Raw genomic sequence first — 15,861 nt, 5'->3', positions numbered from 1 at the left:
CGGACCACCCACCACCACACCATGACCGGACGCACCCGAGAAATCCGCCCACAACGGATCCCGCCGCTGCTCGTACGGCCGGTCCACGATGCCGATCGGCACCTGCAGCTTGGCGTTGCCGAAGAAGCCCACCGGGGACAGCCCGCGGTCCTCCGTCGGGTTCAGGTTCGGCAGCAGCGTGTCCAGCGAGTTGGGCTCGTTCAGCGGCGGCAGCCACACCTCGTGCGCCGGTGGCCCCTGGCCGACCAGCCGGTTGACGATGACGTCCAGCTCGCTGGGCTCGACCGCCTCCTCGGTCTGCGGCTGTGCCGGCTGCGCCGGCTGCTCCACCACCTCCGGCTCGGGCTCCGGCTCGGCGGGCAGCTCCACGAAGTCGGGCACGAACAGCTGGGGCCGCTTGTCGGCGCGCACCACCGCGGCGCCGGGCGCCGCCTGCTTGATCCCCGCGGGGCGGTACGGCCCGGAGACGTAGGAGGCCTTGAACCGGACGAGTGTGGAGGTGTCGTACTTCAGATAGCCGCCGCCGGGCACCGACGGCAACTCGAAGGCGTCCGGTACACCGATCGCGGCGCGCGACTCGGCCGCCGAGAACGTCTTCAACCCGATCCGGTAGGACAGGTGCGAGTCCAGCCCGCGCAGCTTGCCCTCCTCGAGGCGCTGCGAGGCCAGCAGCATGTGCATCTGCAGCGAGCGGCCCAGCCTGCCGATCGCGACGAACAGGTCGATGAAGTCCGGCTTGGCCGACAGCAGCTCGGAGAACTCGTCGACCACGATGAACAGCGCCGGCAACGGCTCGAGGTCGGCGCCGTTCTCCCTGGCCTTCTCGTACTCCCAGACGTTCTTGAAGTTGCCGCCGTTCTTCAGCGCCTCCTGGCGGCGGTTCATCTCGCCGAACAGCGCGTCCCGCATCCGGTCGACCAGCGCGGCGTCGTCGGCCAGGTTGGTGATCACCGCGGACACGTGCGGCGCCTCGTCCAGCCCGAGGAAGGTCGCACCGCCCTTGTAGTCGACCAGCACCACGTTGAGCTCGTCGGGGGAGTGGGTGGCCAGCATCCCCAGCACCAGGGTGCGGAGGAGCTCGGACTTACCGGAACCGGTGGCGCCGATGCACAGGCCGTGCGGACCCATGCCCTCCATCGCCGCTTCCTTGATGTCCAGCCGCACCGGCTCGCCGCGCTCGTCGACGCCGAACGGCACGCACAACCGCCGCGCGGCGGGGCGCCGGCGCCACGCGTCCCGGACGGTCTCCGGTGTCGGGCTCGCGGGAAGGCCGAGCAGTTCCGGCAGCGACGGCACCCGCGGCGGCTCGTCGACCGGGGCCGGCGGCGCGTCCTGGAGTATCCAGTCCGGTTCGGCGGTGGCCTCGGCGGGTTCCATCAGCTCGTCGAGGTCGTAGCCGCTGGCTCCGTCGACCTCCGGCGCCGCGATGACGAACCGCCCGCCGTCGTGCAGCCCGACGCCGGAGCGCTGGGGTAGCGTCGCCGCGAGGTCAGGGTCGATCCGCGACTCGGCCGGGTCGCTCAGCCGCAGCTCGACCCGGCCGAGCAGGAGCCGTTCCAGGTCCGGCGGCAGCTCCCGCCAGCTCCGCGCGGTGACCAGCACGTGCAGGCAGAAGTGCAACCCGGCGCTGGCGAGGGTGTGCACGGCACGGGCGAGCTCGGGGTGGTCCCGGGTGGCCTGCTCCCAGCCGTCCACGACGAGGAAGAGATCGGCGTGCTGGCCGGCGGGGAAGTCCGGGTCCCTGCGGGCGGCGCGGAACTTCTCCGCCGAGGTGATGCGCCGCTGGCGGAACAGCATTCGGCGCTCGTCCAGTGTCCTGGTGAGGTGAGCCAGCATCCTGGACAGCCGCGGCCCCCGCTCCGCGGAGTCGATCACCGCCCGCACGTGCGGCAGCCGGTCGAGCCCGACGAGCTGGCCGCCGGGGTCCACGCAGAAGAAGAGGGCCTCGTCGGCGGAGTGCGTCAGCGACAGGCTCACCACCAGCGTCTGCAGGAACGTCGACTTGCCCGAGTGCAGCTGGCCGACGACGGCGACGTGCCCGCCGTGGCCGGTGAGGTCGAGCTGCACGATGCCGCTGTGGCCGAGCGGCTCGGCGAGCTGCCCGACCGGCGCGCTGAGCGGAACGCGCTCGACCGGGGCCTCCCCGTCCGCGTGGGCCGGCAGCACCCGGTCGAGCGTGACCACCACCGGCTTGCCCGCCGGCCGCAGCGGGCCCATCGCGAGCCGGGTCCTGGCGACGGTGAAGTCGCCCTGGAGCTGGTTGTGCCGGGTGGGGGTCTGCTTGCCCTGCCGCCGGACCTCGGCGAACACGTAGCGGTACAGCTCGTCGCCGGTGACCACGCCGTCCCGGTCCAGGTCGGCGTCGCCGGTCTCCAGGCCCTTGATGACCGCCGAGGTGAACACCGACCGGTGCACGTCCCGGTCGAGGTACTGGTGCTCGCCCTCGAACGCGTACTGCAGCTCGTCGGTCGCGGTGATCACGCAGGTGCCCCGCCCGGCCAGCTGCGCCACCGGCACGTCGGCCGCCTTCGGCACCATGCCCCGGGTGAACGCGCCGCTGTAGCAGCAGTCCAGCAGCACCAGCTTCGTGCTGGCCCTGCAGTCCTCCAGCACACCCTGCACCAGCGCGCCGGACACCGCGGTGGACCGGGGCAGGGCCAGCTTGGTGTTGCTGGCGGCGAAGAACAGCTCGCCCTGGTCGTTCTTGATCCCGTGGGTGGAGACGTAGAGCAGCACCAGGTCGCCGGGCTCGCGGTCGAGGAACAGCGCCTCGAGCTGCTCCTCGATCTCGCCCTTGGTGCCGTCGACGATCTTGGTGACCGTGTCGAAGAAGCCGACGGCCGGGTCGAGCAGCAGGTCCTTGAGGTGGCCGGCGTCCTCGGCGGGCGCGCGCAGCCGGTGCAGCTTCGCGTCGAGGTAACGGGAGTTGGCGACCAGCAGGGCGTGCCGCTCGCTCCGCTCCGGCTCAGGCGTCGGCCGAGGACTGCTCATCGTCGGTCTCCGCCAGCAGCGACCGCAGGACGGCGAGCTGCTCCTCGGTCGAGTGGCCGGTGAGGGTGATGGTCCGGTCGCCCCGCTGCCAGGTGACCGACCGGCCCTCGTGGCGCTTGAGGTAGGCGACCACCACCTGGGCGACGGCGGCGATCGTGCCGGCCGAGAGCAGGCCGGTGAGGGCCAGCTGGCCGATGGCGGCCGCGCTGCCCGACTTCGCGCCGTCCGGCACCGCCGCCGCGGGCCGGGCCACGGTGACCCCGGGCACCGCGCGGAGCTCCCGGCCGAGCGCGGTGGTGAGCCGGTCGAGCTCCGCGCCGGTCTCCCGGGTGCCGGCCAGCGTCACCAGCAGCTCACTCATCGCGCATCCCCTCGGCACGGGCCTTCCCGGAGCGGGATTCCCCTCGGCACGGCCGCCGGCCCCACCCGGCCGGCCTCACGGACGGTCCTTGACTGTATACCAGCCGGATCCGACGGTTCCGCGGTTTCGCCGAAGTCGCCGTGCCCGGCACCGGCCGCCGTGATCGGATGGGGCGATGAGCGTCGAGAACCGCCGCGCCGTGCTGGCCGGGTTGGCCGAGCGGGTGCCCGCGCTGGAACGGCTGTACCGCGACCTGCACCGCCACCCCGAGCTGTCCTTCGCCGAGCACCGCACCGCGGGGGTCCTCGCCAACCTGCTCACCGGGGCTGGCTACACCGTGCACACCGGCATCGCCGGCACCGGCGTGCTCGGCGTGCTGCGCACCGGCCCGGGGCCGACCGTGCTGCTGCGCGCCGACATCGACGCGCTGCCGGTGGCGGAGCGGACCGGGCTCGACTACGCCAGCACGGCCCGCGGCGTCGACGCCGACGGTCGCGAGGTACCGGTGATGCATGCCTGCGGGCACGACCTGCACGCCACCTGGCTGATCGGCGCCGCGCAGCAGCTGGCCGCGCACCGCGACCGGTGGTCGGGCACCGTGCTCGTGGTGTTCCAGCCGGGGGAGGAGCGCGGCGAGGGCGCCGCGGCGATGGTGCGGGACGGGCTGTTCGACCACGCCGGCGCACCCGACGTCGTGCTCGGCCAGCACGTCGTGCCCGGCCCTGCCGGCTGGGTGCTCACCCGGCCCGGCGTGCTCATGGCCGCCACCGACGCGCTGCGGGTCGTGCTGCACGGCCGCGGCGGGCACGGCTCCCGCCCGGAGACCACGGTCGACCCCGCGGTGCTGGCGTCGTCGGTGGTGCTGCGGTTGCAGACCATCGTCTCCCGGGAGCTCGCGGCCACCGAGTCCGCGGTGGTCACCGTCGGCGCGATGCACGTCGGCACCGCCGGCAACGTCATCGCCGACTCCGCCACGCTCGAGCTGAGCGTGCGCACGTTCGACGAGCCGGTGCGCGCCAGGGTGCGGGCCGCGATCGAGCGGATCGTGCACGGCGAGGCCACCGCCGCCGGCAGCCCGCGGCCGCCGGAGATCACCGAGACCGCTTGGTTCCCGCTCACCACCAACGACCCCGCGGCCACGGAGGAGATCGCCGCGGTGTTCGGCGAGCACTTCGGTGCCGAACGGGCGACGGAGGCACCGCTGGTCACCGGCAGCGAGGACGTTGGCGAGCTGGCCAGGGCGGCGGGCGCGCCGCTGGTGTACTGGCTGGTCGGCGGGTTGGATCCGGACCAGGTGCTGGGGGCGATGGCGGCCGGCCGGTTCGAGCGGGACGTGCCGACCAACCACTCGCCGCTGTTCGCGCCGGTGCCGCACCCCACGCTGCGCACCGGCGTGGAGGCGATGGTCGTCGCGGCGCTGCATCGGTTTGCCGCCCCGGGTGTCGGGTAGCCGCCTGCGGTGGGAACATGGAGGCAGGAGGTGGTGTCGGTGAGCGGTCCGGACAAGCGGGACGCGCCGGTGTTGATCACCGCCGCCGAGCCCTCCTACGACGACCAGCACGCCGCGCGCAAGCGCAAGTACATGATCATGATGGGGCTGCGCTTCCCGTTCCTGGTGCTGGCCGGGATCTTCTACCACACCTGGTGGCTGGCGGTGCTGCTCATCGTGCTGTCCATCCCGCTGCCCTGGGTCGCGGTGCTGATCGCCAACGACCGGCCGCCGCGCAAGCGGGAGGACGTCCACCGCTACCAGCCCCAGCCGCGGGCGATCGAGCGCGTCGAGCACCGGGTGATCGACGGCTAGCCTCCCGGTGAGCGGACCGGCTGCGCGCCCACCTGGCGCACCGCGTCGCTGCCGGCCCGCACACCCGCCCGCACCGCCGCCTCGGGCCCGGCGCCGCGCAACCACGCGGTGAGCACGCCAGCGTCGAACGCGTCGCCCGCGCCGGTGCTGTCGACGCAGGTCGCCGGGGGCGCCGGCACCGAGACGACCCCCGCCGCGTCCACCCAGCTCGCCCCGGCCGGACCCGCCGTCACCGCCACCGCGCCGACCGTGCCCAGCAGGTCGCCCGCCGCCGCCGGGTCGGACCGCCCGGTGAGCGCGCGCAGCTCGGCGATGTTCGGCAGCAGCAGGTCCACCCCGCGCACGTCGGCGAGGAAGGCGTCCGGGTCGGTGAGCAGCGCCGCGGCCTGCGGGTCCACCGAGGTGGACAACCCCGCGGCGCGGGCGGCGGCCAGCGCCGCCAGCCCGGCGGGGCGCGAGGTCGGGTCCAGCAGCACGTAACCCGACAGGTGCAGGTGGGCGGCGCCGGCCAGCGCCGCCGGGGCCACGTCGGCCGGGGCGAACCGCGCGTTGGCGCCACGGTCGGGCAGCATGCTGCGCTGCCCCTCGCCGTCCACCAGCACCACCACGCAGCAGGTGGCCGCGTCCGGGTCGACGGCGAACGCGCAGCGCACCCCCGCGGCCTCCAGCTCGGCCCGCACCAGCCGCCCGCCGGTGTCGTCGCCCACCCGGGCCACCAGGGTGGGTCGCGCCCCGCACGCGCGCAGCCACAGCGCGGTGTTCGCGCCGGCGCCGCCACCGGTGAGCCGCACCTCGGCGCGGGCGTCCCCGCCGTGCACGATCGGGCCGTCGTGCCGGGCCACCACGTCCAGTCCGGCATCGCCGACCACCACGACGGCCGGCGCGTCCGGGCCGGTCACGCCCCCTCCTCGCCGCGCTCGTCGGCGGCGTTCCCCGGGGGTGCTGTGTCGAATCGTTCGCTCACACGCTCGCTCATGGCCGCGCCTCGCACGGCCACCTCCGCGGCCAGCCGGGCGTTGGCCACCACCAGCTCCTCGTTGGCGTTCAGGCTCGCCCCGCCGCTGGCGGTGTGGAAGTGCTCCAGCAGCACCGGGGTGACGGCGGAGCCGCGCACCCCGCGTTCGGCCAGCAACGCCATGCCCTCGGTCAGCAGCCGGTCGTGCAGCGCGGCGTCCAGCTCGGCCTCCGGCGGGATCGGGTTGGCCAGCACCACCCCGGAGCCGGCCAGTGCCCGGTGCGCGGCCACCGCTGCCGCCGCCTGACCGGGGTCGTCCACCCGCAGCGGCACCGGCAGGCCGGAGGAGCGGCGGTAGAACGCGGGGAAGTGGTCGGTGCGGTACCCGAGCACCGGCACCGAGTGGGTCTCCAGCACCTCCAGGGTCGCGGGGATGTCCAGCACCGACTTCACCCCGGAGCACACCACGAGGATCGGGGTGCGGGCCAGCACGCCGAGGTCGGCGGACACGTCCCAGGTGCCGGGCTCGCCCGGCGCGGGCAGGTGCACGCCGCCGAGCCCGCCGGTGGCGAACACCCCGATGCCCACCGCGTCGGCGAGCGCGGCCGTGCCGGCCACGGTGGTCGCACCCGACCGGCCGAGGCCGAGCGCGGGGCCGACGTCGCGCAGCGACAGCTTGGCCAGCCCGGCATCCGGGTCACACACCCTGTCCAGTTCGGCCGGGGTGAGGCCGATCATGGCGCGGCCGTCGAGCACGGCGATGGTGGCCGGGACGGCGCCGGCGTCTCGCACGGCCCGCTCCAGCCGCCGCGCCACGGCGAGGTTGCGGCCGGGCGGGAGGCCGTGGGACAGCAGGGTGCTCTCCAGCGCCACCACGGGGTGGCGCAGGGCCAGTGCGTCGGCCACCTCGGCGGCGACCGCCAGCCGGTCGCGGCGGGTCGGGGATGCGCTCGTCACGGGGGCACATCCTCACCGATCGCGGTGGTCGGGGGCGCACCGGCCTGGTTGTCGGCGCGGTCCGGTCGGGCATTATGGAGAGGTGAGTACGCAGACGTTGCCCGATGTCGACACCCGCCCCGAGGGCACCGACACCACCGACGACGACGCGCCGAAGATGTTCCACTACGTGCGCAAGAACAAGATCGCCGAGAGCGCGGTCATGGGCACGCACGTGGTGGCACTGTGCGGCGAGGTGTTCCCGGTGACCAAGTCGCCGAAGCCGGGTTCCCCGGTGTGCCCGGAGTGCAAGCGGATCTTCGACGGCCTGCCGCCCGGCGGCGAGTGACCGCGCTCCGGGTGCGCTGACCGCCGGGTCACACCTCGGCGGTCGGTGCACGCTGCCCGGACCCGTCGCTCACGCCACCTCGTCGTGCATCCGCGACCCAACTCACGTCGCGGTGATCACCGGTGCTCCGAGCGCTGTTCGGCCCGCCGGTCGGGCTGGTCCGGGTCGTCCCCGGACCGGTCCGGCTCCGGCCGGCCGGGCGGCTCCCCGCCCGGCCGGTGCGGCTCGGGCTCCCGCTCCTCCGCGGCGGCGTCGTCGGGCGGTGAGTCGCCGACCGGGGAGTCGGTGGACCGCCGCGGGTCGGCTCGGCGGGGGCGGCGCAGCGGCATGGTGGTGCGCTCCCACAGCCGGCGGCCCTCCTCCGCGCGCATCCGCACGTTGGCCCGCTCCATCTCCAGCCGGCGCCACTTCCGCCGCTGTCGCCGGGTCGGGCTCGCCGGCCACAGCTCCTGGATCGCGCTGTTGAAGTACGCGCCGCCGACGATGGCCAGCCCGATGAAGAACGTGAACAGCAGGAACGCGATCGGGGTCGCCAGCGCGCCGTAGGTGTAGCCGGTCGTGGTGATCCACGAGATGTAGAACCGCAGGGCCACGCTGGAGAGCAGGAAGACCACCATCGCCAGCGCCGCGCCGGGCAGGCCCCGGTGCCATGGCAGCTTGCGGGGCAGCGCCAGCTTGTACAGCGTCGCCAGCGCGAGCACGATGAGCACCCCGAGCGTCGGGTAGTAGAGCGCGCCGATCCAGAGGCTGATGGTCGGTTGCCAGGACGGCGGGAAGAACTCCGGCAGCAGGTCGGGCCCGATCGCGATCACCGGCAGCCCGATCACCACCAACACCAGCCCGGCCAGGTACAGCAGCAGCGCGAAGACCCGCTGCCACACCTCGTTGCGCACGCCGTACTGGCCGTGCGCGACGGTGATCGCGTCGACGAACGACGACATGGCCGACGAGCCCGCCCACAGCGAGATCAGGAAGCCGACCGAGACGATCTCGCCCTTCCCGGTGGTCAGGATGTCGTCGACGGTCGGCTCGATGATCTGGGTGACCACGCTGTCGTTGAAGATCTTGTCGGAGAACCCGAGGATTTGGTCGTGGATGGCCTGCACGATCCGCGGTCCGAACCAGTCGCCCATGAAGCCGACGCTGCCGAGCAGGCCGAGCAGCAGCGGTGGCAGGGACAGCGTCTGCCAGAACGCCGCCTCGGCCGACTCGGAGAAGATGTTGCCGCTCCACGCCTTGCTCAGGGTGCGGCGCAGCAGGGTCACCGGGCCCTTGCGCGCGTTCCGCCGCGCGGGTGACCGCTGCACATTCTCACCGTCCGGGGCACCGCCCGCCGCTGGTCCGCTCATCGCAGTGCCCAGCATGGTCCATCGGCCGGGGGATGGTGCGCCGCCCCCCACCGGCGTGTTCCATCTCGCGCGCGCCGGGGCCGGCCGTTGTCGGTGCGGGCCGGTAGGCTCGGCTCGGCGCCCTCACCCTGGGCCTCGGCTTGATGGGACTCGGTTCGAGTGGACTCGGTTCGATGGGACTCGGTTCGATTCCACCGGCCCGGCCCCGACCCGTGAGGGCCTTCGCATGCCGCTGGAGGGGTGTGCGCACCCATGGCCGCGAGAGGAGTTGGACCATCCTTGTCGGAGACGGCCCAACGGAGTTCCGCGCTGGCTGACGGGACCGCCCAGCGCGGGTTCTCCGCACCCGAACCGCAGCACGACGCCACCGCCCGCCCGCTGCGCGCCTGGCAGCGGCGCGCCCTGACGAAGTACCTGACGCGACGGCCGAAGGACTTCCTGGCGGTCGCGACGCCGGGCGCCGGCAAGACGGTGTTCGGCCTGCGGGTGGCCGCCGAGCTGCTCGCCGACCGCACGGTCGAGGCGGTCACCATCGTGACCCCCACCGAGCACCTCAAGCACCAGTGGGCGCAGGCCGCGGCCGTCGCCGGGATCGCCATCGACGCCAACTTCCGCAACACCACCGGCGTGACCTCCTCCGACTACCAGGGCGTCGCCCTCACCTACGCGCAGGTCGCCGCGCATCCGACCCTGCACAGGGTGCGCACGGAGAACCGCAAGACGCTCGTCATCCTGGACGAGATCCACCACGGTGGCGACGCGAAGTCCTGGGGCGAGGCGATCCGGGAGGCGTTCATGCCGGCCGTGCGCAGGCTCGCGCTGACGGGTACCCCGTTCCGCAGCGACGACGCGCCCATCCCGTTCGTGACCTACGAGCCCGACGGCGAGGGCGTGCTGCGCAGCAAGGCCGACTCCACCTACGGCTACGCCGACGCGCTCGCCGACGGCGTGGTCCGGCCGGTGGTGTTCCTGGCGTACTCGGGCGAGGCGTCGTGGCGGACCAGCGCGGGGGAGGAGTTCACCGCCCGGCTGGGGGAGCCGTTGACCGCCGAGCAGACCGCCAGGGCGTGGCGCACCGCGCTGGACCCCGGTGGCGAGTGGATCCCGGCCGTCCTGCAGGCCGCCGACACCCGGCTCACCCAGATCCGCGGCGGGGGCGTGCCGGACGCCGGCGGGCTGGTGATCGCCACCGACCAGGAGTCGGCGCGGGCCTACGCCAGGATCCTCGCCCGGATCAGCGGGGAGGCGCCGGCGGTGGTGCTCTCCGACGACCCGAGGGCCACCAGGCGGATCGCCGAGTTCGCCGAGTCCGAGCAGCGGTGGCTGGTGGCCGTCCGGATGGTGTCCGAGGGCGTGGACGTGCCCCGGCTGGCGGTCGGGGTGTACGCCACCAGCGCGTCGACGCCGCTGTTCTTCGCCCAGGCGATCGGCCGGTTCGTCCGGGCGCGGCGGCCGGGGGAGACGGCGAGCGTGTTCCTGCCCAGCGTGCCGGTGCTGTTGGAGCTGGCCAGCCAGCTGGAGGCCGAGCGCGACCACGTGCTGGGCACGCCGCACCGGGAGAAGGCCGGCTGGGACGACGAGTTGCTCGCCGCGGCCAACCGCACCGAGGACGAGCCGGGTCAGGAGGAGAAGGCGTTCACCTCACTGGGCGCGTCGGCCGAGCTGGACCAGGTGATCTACGACGGCAACTCGTTCGGCACGGCGGTGTTCTCCGGCAGCGAGGAGGAGCAGGAGTACCTGGGGTTGCCCGGGCTGCTCGAGCCCGACCAGGTGCGGGCCCTGCTGCGCAAGCGGCAGGAGGAGCAACTCGCCGACGCGAAGCGACGCAAGCCGGCGGAGGAGCGGAAGAAGGAGGAGGCGCCGCGGCCGCGCAGCGTGGGGGAGCGGATCCACGCGCTGCGCAAGGAGCTGAACGCGCTGGTGGGGATGTACCACCACCGGACCAACAAGCCGCACGGCGTGATCCATAACGAGCTGCGCCGAGTCTGCGGCGGCCCGCCCACGGCGATGGCCACCGTCGAGCAGCTCGAGGAGCGCATCGCCACCCTCCGCTCCTGGTAACCCCACCCGGCACACCGGCGTGTCCGCGGCCCGTGCACGTGTGTCCGCGTTCTGCGTACGGGTGTTCGCGTCACAGGGCGCGGACACCCGTCCATAGCGCGCGGACACAGGGGTACGGGTCAGCGCTGGTGATCTTTGTTGCCGAAACGTTTCCGACACAGTTACCTGGATCGATTCAGGTTCCCTTCCGTGAGGCGGAATCCGGGCATATGTTGTCGCGCACAACATTTCCGTGGGTGTGCCGGACCGACCGGGCGGGCGCGCTCACCACAGCGCCGGACCGCGACCATCTCGACGGTCCACTGACCTCCGACCAGCAGTGTCACCCGGAAAGGCTCGACCACGATGCGCACCAGACCCTTGGCCCTCGCCGCGGCGATCATGAGCGCCACGTTCGCCCTCGCCGCGTGCGGCGCGAACACCGCCCCCTCCGGCGACGGCGGCACGGGCGAGACCACCGCCGGCGGCGGTGCCAACGGCACCGTCGGCGTGATCCTCCCGGAGACCGCCACCTCCGCCCGCTGGGAGGGCTTCGACAAGCCCATGCTGGAGAAGGCCCTGCGCGCGGAGGGCTTCGAGCCCGATGTGCAGAACGCCCAGGGCGACGTCCAGAAGTTCACCACCCTCGCCGACGGCATGATCAGCCAGGGTGTCGACGTCCTGATCATCGCCTCGATCAACAGCGAGGTCGGCGGCGCGGTGGCCGCCAAGGCGAGGAACGCCGGCATCCCCACCATCGACTACGACCGGCTCAACCTCGGTGGCGGCTCCGACTACTACGTCTCGTTCGACAACGTGAAGGTCGGCGAGTTGCAGGGCCAGGGCCTGGCCGACGCGCTGAAGGACAAGCCCGGCGCGCAGGTGATCGAGATCCAGGGTGCCCCCACCGACAACAACGCCACGTTGTTCAAGGAGGGACAGCGCAACGTCCTCCAGCCGCTCTACGACTCCGGCGCCCTGTCCCTGGTGCAGAGCCAGCCCATCGACGGCTGGGACAATCAGAAGGGCGGCGTCGTCTTCGAGCAGATCCTCACCGGCAACGGCGGCCACGTCGACGGCGTGGTCGCGGCCAACGACGGCCTGGCCGGCGCGGTCATCACCGTGCTGAAGAAGAACGGGCTCAACGGCACCGTCCCGGTCACCGGCCAGGACGCCACCCCGGAGGGGCTCAAGAACATCCTGCGCGGCGATCAGTACATGACGGTCTTCAAGCCGATCCAGCAGGAGGCGAACGCGGCGGCCGAGTTGGCCGCGGCGCTGGCCAAGGGCGACACCGCCGCGGCCGACGCCATCGCCTCCGCGGTCAGCAAGGACCCGCAGGGCAACCGCGACGTCAGGTCGGTGCTGCTGGAACCGCAGCTGGTCACCAAGAACGAGGTCAAGACGGTCGTCGACGAGGGTTACGTGCCCGCCGCGGAGATCTGCGGCGGCGACCTGCAGCCGGTCTGCGCCGAGCTCGGCATCTCCTGACCGACCACAAGAGACGGTCCTGATCGGACCTGGGTGGGGGTGCGCGCCCCGACGGCGCGCCCCCACTCGCCGTGAGCCGGGACGGACCGGCGCGGACCGACGCGAAGGAAGCCCGATGACCGAACCCACCCTCCAACTGCACGCGCTGAACAAGAGCTTCGGCCCCGTGCACGTGCTGCACGACGTGGACTTCGCCGTTCGCGCCGGCGAGGTCACCGCCCTCGTCGGCGACAACGGTGCCGGCAAGTCCACTTTGGTCAAATGCATCGCCGGTATCCACGCCGCCGACTCCGGCACGGTCGCCTTCCAGGGCCGGCCGGTGCACATCCGCGGCCCCCGCGACGCCGCCGAGCTCGGCATCGAGGTCGTCTACCAGGACCTCGCCCTGGCTGACAACCTCGACATCGTCCAGAACATGTTCCTCGGCCGGGAGCGTGGCAACGTGTGGCTGCTCGACGAGGCCAGTATGGAACGCGCCGCCAGGGAGACCCTCGCCTCGCTGTCGGTGCGCACGGTGAAGTCGGTGCGCACCCCGGTCTCGGCGTTGTCCGGCGGGCAGCGGCAGACCGTCGCCATCGCCAAGGCCGTGCTGTGGGACAGCAAGGTGGTGCTGCTCGACGAGCCGACCGCCGCGCTCGGCGTCGCGCAGACCCGTCAGGTGCTCGACCTGGTGCGCCGCCTCGCCGAGCAGGGCCTCGGCGTGGTGCTGATCAGCCACAACATGGCCGACGTGTTCGAGGTCGCCGACCGGATCGCCGTGCTGTACCTGGGCCGCATGGTCGCCGAGGTGCGAGCCAAGGACGTCACCCACGCCCAGGTCGTCGAGCTGATCACCGCCGGCCGCTCGGGCGACCTCGGCCTCGCCCGCCCCGAGACCGCCGTTCTGTGAGCGAGAGAGATCCCATGACCCAGATCCCCACCGCCCCGCGCAACGCCGCGATCTCCGACTTCGGTATCGACACCACCACCATGTCCACGGGGGAGGCACTGCGCGACTACGTCGCCCGGCTGCGCGCCGGCCAGCTCGGCTCGTTGCCCGCGCTGCTCGGCCTGATCGCGCTGGTGGTCGTGTTCGCCGCGCTGTCGGACGTGTTCCTCTCGCTGACCAACGTCGCGAACCTGCTCGCCCAGGGCGCCGGCCAGACGATCATCGCGATGGGCATCGTGTTCGTGCTGCTGGTCGGCGAGATCGACCTGTCCGCCGGCACCGCATCCGGGGTCGCCGGCGCGGTGCTGGCCATGCACTACGTCGAGCAGGGCAACCTGCTGGGCGGCATGGGCACCACGGTGTTCACGATCTTCGTCCTGACGCTGGCGCTGGCCGCGGCGCTGGCCGCGCTGCTGCGGATCTGGGCCGGGACGGCGATCTCCACGCTGGGCATCGCCATCGCGGTGTCCGGCATCCCGGCCAACCCCTGGATCGAGATGCTGCTCGCGCTGTGCGTGGGCACCGCGATCGGCTGCATCACCGGCTTCCTCGTCTCCAAGATCGGAATGCCGTCGTTCGTGGTGACCCTCGCGCTGTTCCTGGCCTGGCAGGGTGTGATCCTGCAGTTCATCGGGGAGGGCGGGGTGCTCGGGATCAGCTCGTCGCCGGTGCTGAACCAGGTCGCCAACGGCAACCTCTCCACGCTGGGCAGCTGGCTGCTGTTCGTGGTGGCGACCGGCGGGTTCGCCGCGGTCACCCTCGGCCGGCACTTCTCCCGGCTGCGCCGCGGGCTGGTCACCCAGCCGACCCCGCTGGTGCTGGCCAGGGTGGGTGCGCTGGCCGTGCTCGGCGCGGTGGCGACCTACCTGCTCACCCTCAACCGCTCGGTGAACGCCAGCGTGGAGATCTCCGGCGTGCCGTACGTGGTCCCGATCGTGCTGGCGCTGCTGGCGATCGGCACCTACGTGCTCAACCGCACCCGCTACGGCCGGCACATCTACGCCGTCGGCGGCAACCGGGAGGCCGCCCGCCGCGCCGGGATCAACGTCACCAAGATCCGGGCGAGCGTGTTCGTGGTGTCCTCGTCGGTCGCCGCGATCGGCGCGATCGTGTACTCGTCGAAGGTCGGCTCGGTGGACCCCCAGGCCGGTGGGCTGAACACGTTGCTGTTCGCGGTGGGCGCCGCGGTGATCGGCGGGACCTCGCTGTTCGGCGGCAAGGGGCGGGTGTCCGACGCGGTGATCGGCGGCACGGTGCTGGCGGTGGTGGCCAACGGGCTCGGCCTGCTCAAGCAGCCCGCCGCCGTGGTCGCGATCGTCACCGGCCTGGTGCTGCTGCTCGCGGCGACGGTCGACGCGCTGTCCCGGCGGCGGGCGGCCGTCGCACCCCGCTGAGCGCCGATGCGAGACTGTCGGCCGTGAGCAGCACTGCGGTGGCCCGACCGGACGAGGTGCGCCGGCACAACCGCACGACCCTGCTCCGGTTGCTGCACGTGGCCGGCCCGCGGACCAGGGCCGCGCTGGGCACCGAGCTCGGGCTGAACCGCAGCACGATCAAGACGCTGGTGGACGGACTGGCCGAGGCGGGCGTGGTCGAGGAGCGGGTGCCCCGCCCCGGCCGGGGTGCCGGCCGGCCGTCGCTGCTGGTGCTGCCGCAACCCCAGGCCGCGGTGGTGCTGGCCGTGGACGTGTGGGTGGACCACGTGGCGGTCGCGCTGGTCGGGTTGGGCGGCCAGATCCTCGCCCGGCACAGCTGGAACCTGCACGGCAACGCGCGCGAGCCGGACGAGGTGATCACCCACGTCGTCGAGTCCGCGGCCGTGCTGGCGGCCGAGGAGGACGTGGCGCCGATGGCCGCCGGGGTGTCCGTGCCCGGGGTGGTGCGCCGGGCCGACGGGCGCGTCCACGAGGCGCCGAACCTGCGCTGGTCGGACGTGGCGCTGGGGGAGCGGCTCGGCGCGGTGCTGCGGATGCCCGTGGTGGTCGGCAACGACGCGGAGCTGGGCGCGCTGGCCGAGCACCTGCGCGGGGCGGCCCGCGGGGCGCAGGACGCGGTGTGGGTGTCGGCGGACGTGGGCGTGGGCGGTGGCGTGATCGCGCAGGGGGCGTCGCTGCGCGGCGCGACCGGCTACGTGGGCGAGATCGGGCACATGGTGCTGCGGCCCGGCGGCCGGCCCTGCTACTGCGACAACCGCGGGTGCTGGGAGACCGAGGTGGGGGAGGCGGCGCTGTGCCGGGCGCTGGGGCTTCCGGAGAGCGCGCCGCGCGGGGCGGTGGTGGCCGAGCTGCGCCGGCTGGACGGCGACGCCGGCGTGGCGCTGAGCCGGCTGGCCGACTTCGGTGAGTGGCTGACCCTCGGGCTGGTGAACGTGGTGAACCTGCTCGGGCCACAGCTGGTGGTGCTCGGCGACCTGTTCACCGCGCTGCCCGCCGCGGTGCTGGAGCACGTGGGCGCCGAGGTGCGCCGGCGCAGTATGGTCAGCAGGGCGGTCGGGGGCGTGCGGATCGAGACCTCCGCGCTCGGCAACGACGTGAAGCTGCTCGGCGCCGCGGAGGCCGCGTTCGAGGACGTGCTCGACCGGGTGTGACGGCGACCGGCGCGGCAGGTGAGGAGAGCACGGCAGAAGAGCGTGATCTCCATCACAAACACCGGAAATC

General features: G+C 73.2%; 13 protein-coding genes. 8 read left to right on the top strand and 5 right to left on the bottom strand.

Features of this window, described 5'->3' with window-relative positions:
* The coding region (locus BM051_RS30395; RefSeq protein WP_177217000.1) for a caspase, EACC1-associated type at window positions 1–2,991 on the bottom strand (2,991 nt) is incomplete at its 3' end.
* Complete coding sequence (locus BM051_RS24535) at window positions 2,966–3,352, bottom strand: hypothetical protein (protein WP_092535078.1); 387 nt, start codon at window positions 3,350–3,352, stop codon at window positions 2,966–2,968. The genes BM051_RS30395 and BM051_RS24535, both read right to left, overlap by 26 nt.
* Before the next feature lie 175 nt (window positions 3,353–3,527).
* Between BM051_RS24535 and BM051_RS24530 the strand changes: the two genes are divergently transcribed.
* Entirely contained in the window at window positions 3,528–4,802 is a 1,275-nt protein-coding gene (locus tag BM051_RS24530; RefSeq protein WP_092535075.1) for an amidohydrolase, read from the top strand.
* 39 nt (window positions 4,803–4,841) lie between these two features.
* Window positions 4,842–5,156 carry a DUF3099 domain-containing protein gene (locus BM051_RS24525; protein WP_092535174.1) on the top strand — a complete coding sequence of 105 codons (315 nt, stop codon included), beginning with the start codon at window positions 4,842–4,844 and terminating at the stop codon, window positions 5,154–5,156.
* On the opposite strand, the gene BM051_RS24520 is transcribed toward BM051_RS24525, so the two are convergent.
* Window positions 5,153–6,055 (bottom strand): carbohydrate kinase family protein, encoded by a 903-nt coding sequence (locus BM051_RS24520; protein WP_243859787.1) that lies wholly within the window; start codon window positions 6,053–6,055, stop codon window positions 5,153–5,155. The two genes, BM051_RS24525 and BM051_RS24520, sit on opposite strands and share 4 nt — an antisense overlap.
* Complete coding sequence (locus tag BM051_RS24515) at window positions 6,052–7,068, bottom strand: pseudouridine-5'-phosphate glycosidase (RefSeq protein ID WP_177216999.1); 1,017 nt, start codon at window positions 7,066–7,068, stop codon at window positions 6,052–6,054. The genes BM051_RS24520 and BM051_RS24515 overlap by 4 nt, the downstream gene beginning before the upstream one ends.
* A gap of 82 nt (window positions 7,069–7,150) precedes the next feature.
* On the opposite strand from BM051_RS24515, the gene BM051_RS24510 reads away from it, so the two are divergent.
* Complete coding sequence (locus BM051_RS24510; protein ID WP_092535072.1) at window positions 7,151–7,396, top strand: DUF3039 domain-containing protein; 246 nt, start codon at window positions 7,151–7,153, stop codon at window positions 7,394–7,396.
* A gap of 116 nt (window positions 7,397–7,512) precedes the next feature.
* On the opposite strand, the gene BM051_RS24505 is transcribed toward BM051_RS24510, so the two are convergent.
* Window positions 7,513–8,760 carry a YihY/virulence factor BrkB family protein gene (locus BM051_RS24505; protein ID WP_092535069.1) on the bottom strand — a complete coding sequence of 416 codons (1,248 nt, stop codon included), beginning with the start codon at window positions 8,758–8,760 and terminating at the stop codon, window positions 7,513–7,515.
* Between the two features lie 264 nt (window positions 8,761–9,024).
* Here BM051_RS24505 and BM051_RS24500 point away from each other — a divergent pair, with 264 nt between their 5' ends.
* From BM051_RS24500 to BM051_RS24480, 5 genes are all read left to right on the top strand, one after another.
* Window positions 9,025–10,806, top strand: coding sequence for a DEAD/DEAH box helicase (locus tag BM051_RS24500; protein ID WP_243859785.1), 1,782 nt, complete (start codon window positions 9,025–9,027; stop codon window positions 10,804–10,806).
* 345 nt (window positions 10,807–11,151) lie between these two features.
* The gene (locus tag BM051_RS24495; protein WP_092535062.1) at window positions 11,152–12,276 is read left to right on the top strand and encodes a sugar ABC transporter substrate-binding protein; all 1,125 of its coding nucleotides are present in this window, start codon (window positions 11,152–11,154) and stop codon (window positions 12,274–12,276) included.
* Window positions 12,277–12,391: 115 nt separating this feature from the next.
* A complete protein-coding gene (locus tag BM051_RS24490) occupies window positions 12,392–13,165 on the top strand; it encodes an ATP-binding cassette domain-containing protein (RefSeq protein ID WP_092535059.1) in 774 nt (257 codons plus the stop codon).
* 14 nt (window positions 13,166–13,179) lie between these two features.
* Window positions 13,180–14,598 carry a sugar ABC transporter permease gene (locus tag BM051_RS24485; protein WP_092535056.1) on the top strand — a complete coding sequence of 473 codons (1,419 nt, stop codon included), beginning with the start codon at window positions 13,180–13,182 and terminating at the stop codon, window positions 14,596–14,598.
* Between the two features lie 23 nt (window positions 14,599–14,621).
* Entirely contained in the window at window positions 14,622–15,791 is a 1,170-nt protein-coding gene (locus BM051_RS24480) for an ROK family transcriptional regulator (protein ID WP_243859783.1), read from the top strand.
* Window positions 15,792–15,861: the final 70 nt, after the last annotated feature.

This window comes from Amycolatopsis arida (genome assembly GCF_900115565.1).
Lineage (GTDB): Bacteria > Actinomycetota > Actinomycetes > Mycobacteriales > Pseudonocardiaceae > Yuhushiella > Yuhushiella arida.
This window is presented reverse-complemented; position numbering and strand designations above follow the sequence as displayed.

Bases quoted from the DNA above. Each gene is read 5' to 3' on its own strand.
- BM051_RS24495 (WP_092535062.1), top strand. From the start codon at position 11,152: ATGCGCACCAGACCCTTGGCCCTCGCCGCGGCGATCATGAGCGCCACG.
- BM051_RS24530 (WP_092535075.1), top strand. From the start codon at position 3,528: ATGAGCGTCGAGAACCGCCGCGCCGTGCTGGCCGGGTTGGCCGAGCGG.
- BM051_RS24490 (WP_092535059.1), top strand. From the start codon at position 12,392: ATGACCGAACCCACCCTCCAACTGCACGCGCTGAACAAGAGCTTCGGC.
- BM051_RS24485 (WP_092535056.1), top strand. From the start codon at position 13,180: ATGACCCAGATCCCCACCGCCCCGCGCAACGCCGCGATCTCCGACTTC.
- BM051_RS24505 (WP_092535069.1), bottom strand. From the start codon at position 8,760: ATGCTGGGCACTGCGATGAGCGGACCAGCGGCGGGCGGTGCCCCGGAC.
- BM051_RS24535 (WP_092535078.1), bottom strand. From the start codon at position 3,352: ATGAGTGAGCTGCTGGTGACGCTGGCCGGCACCCGGGAGACCGGCGCG.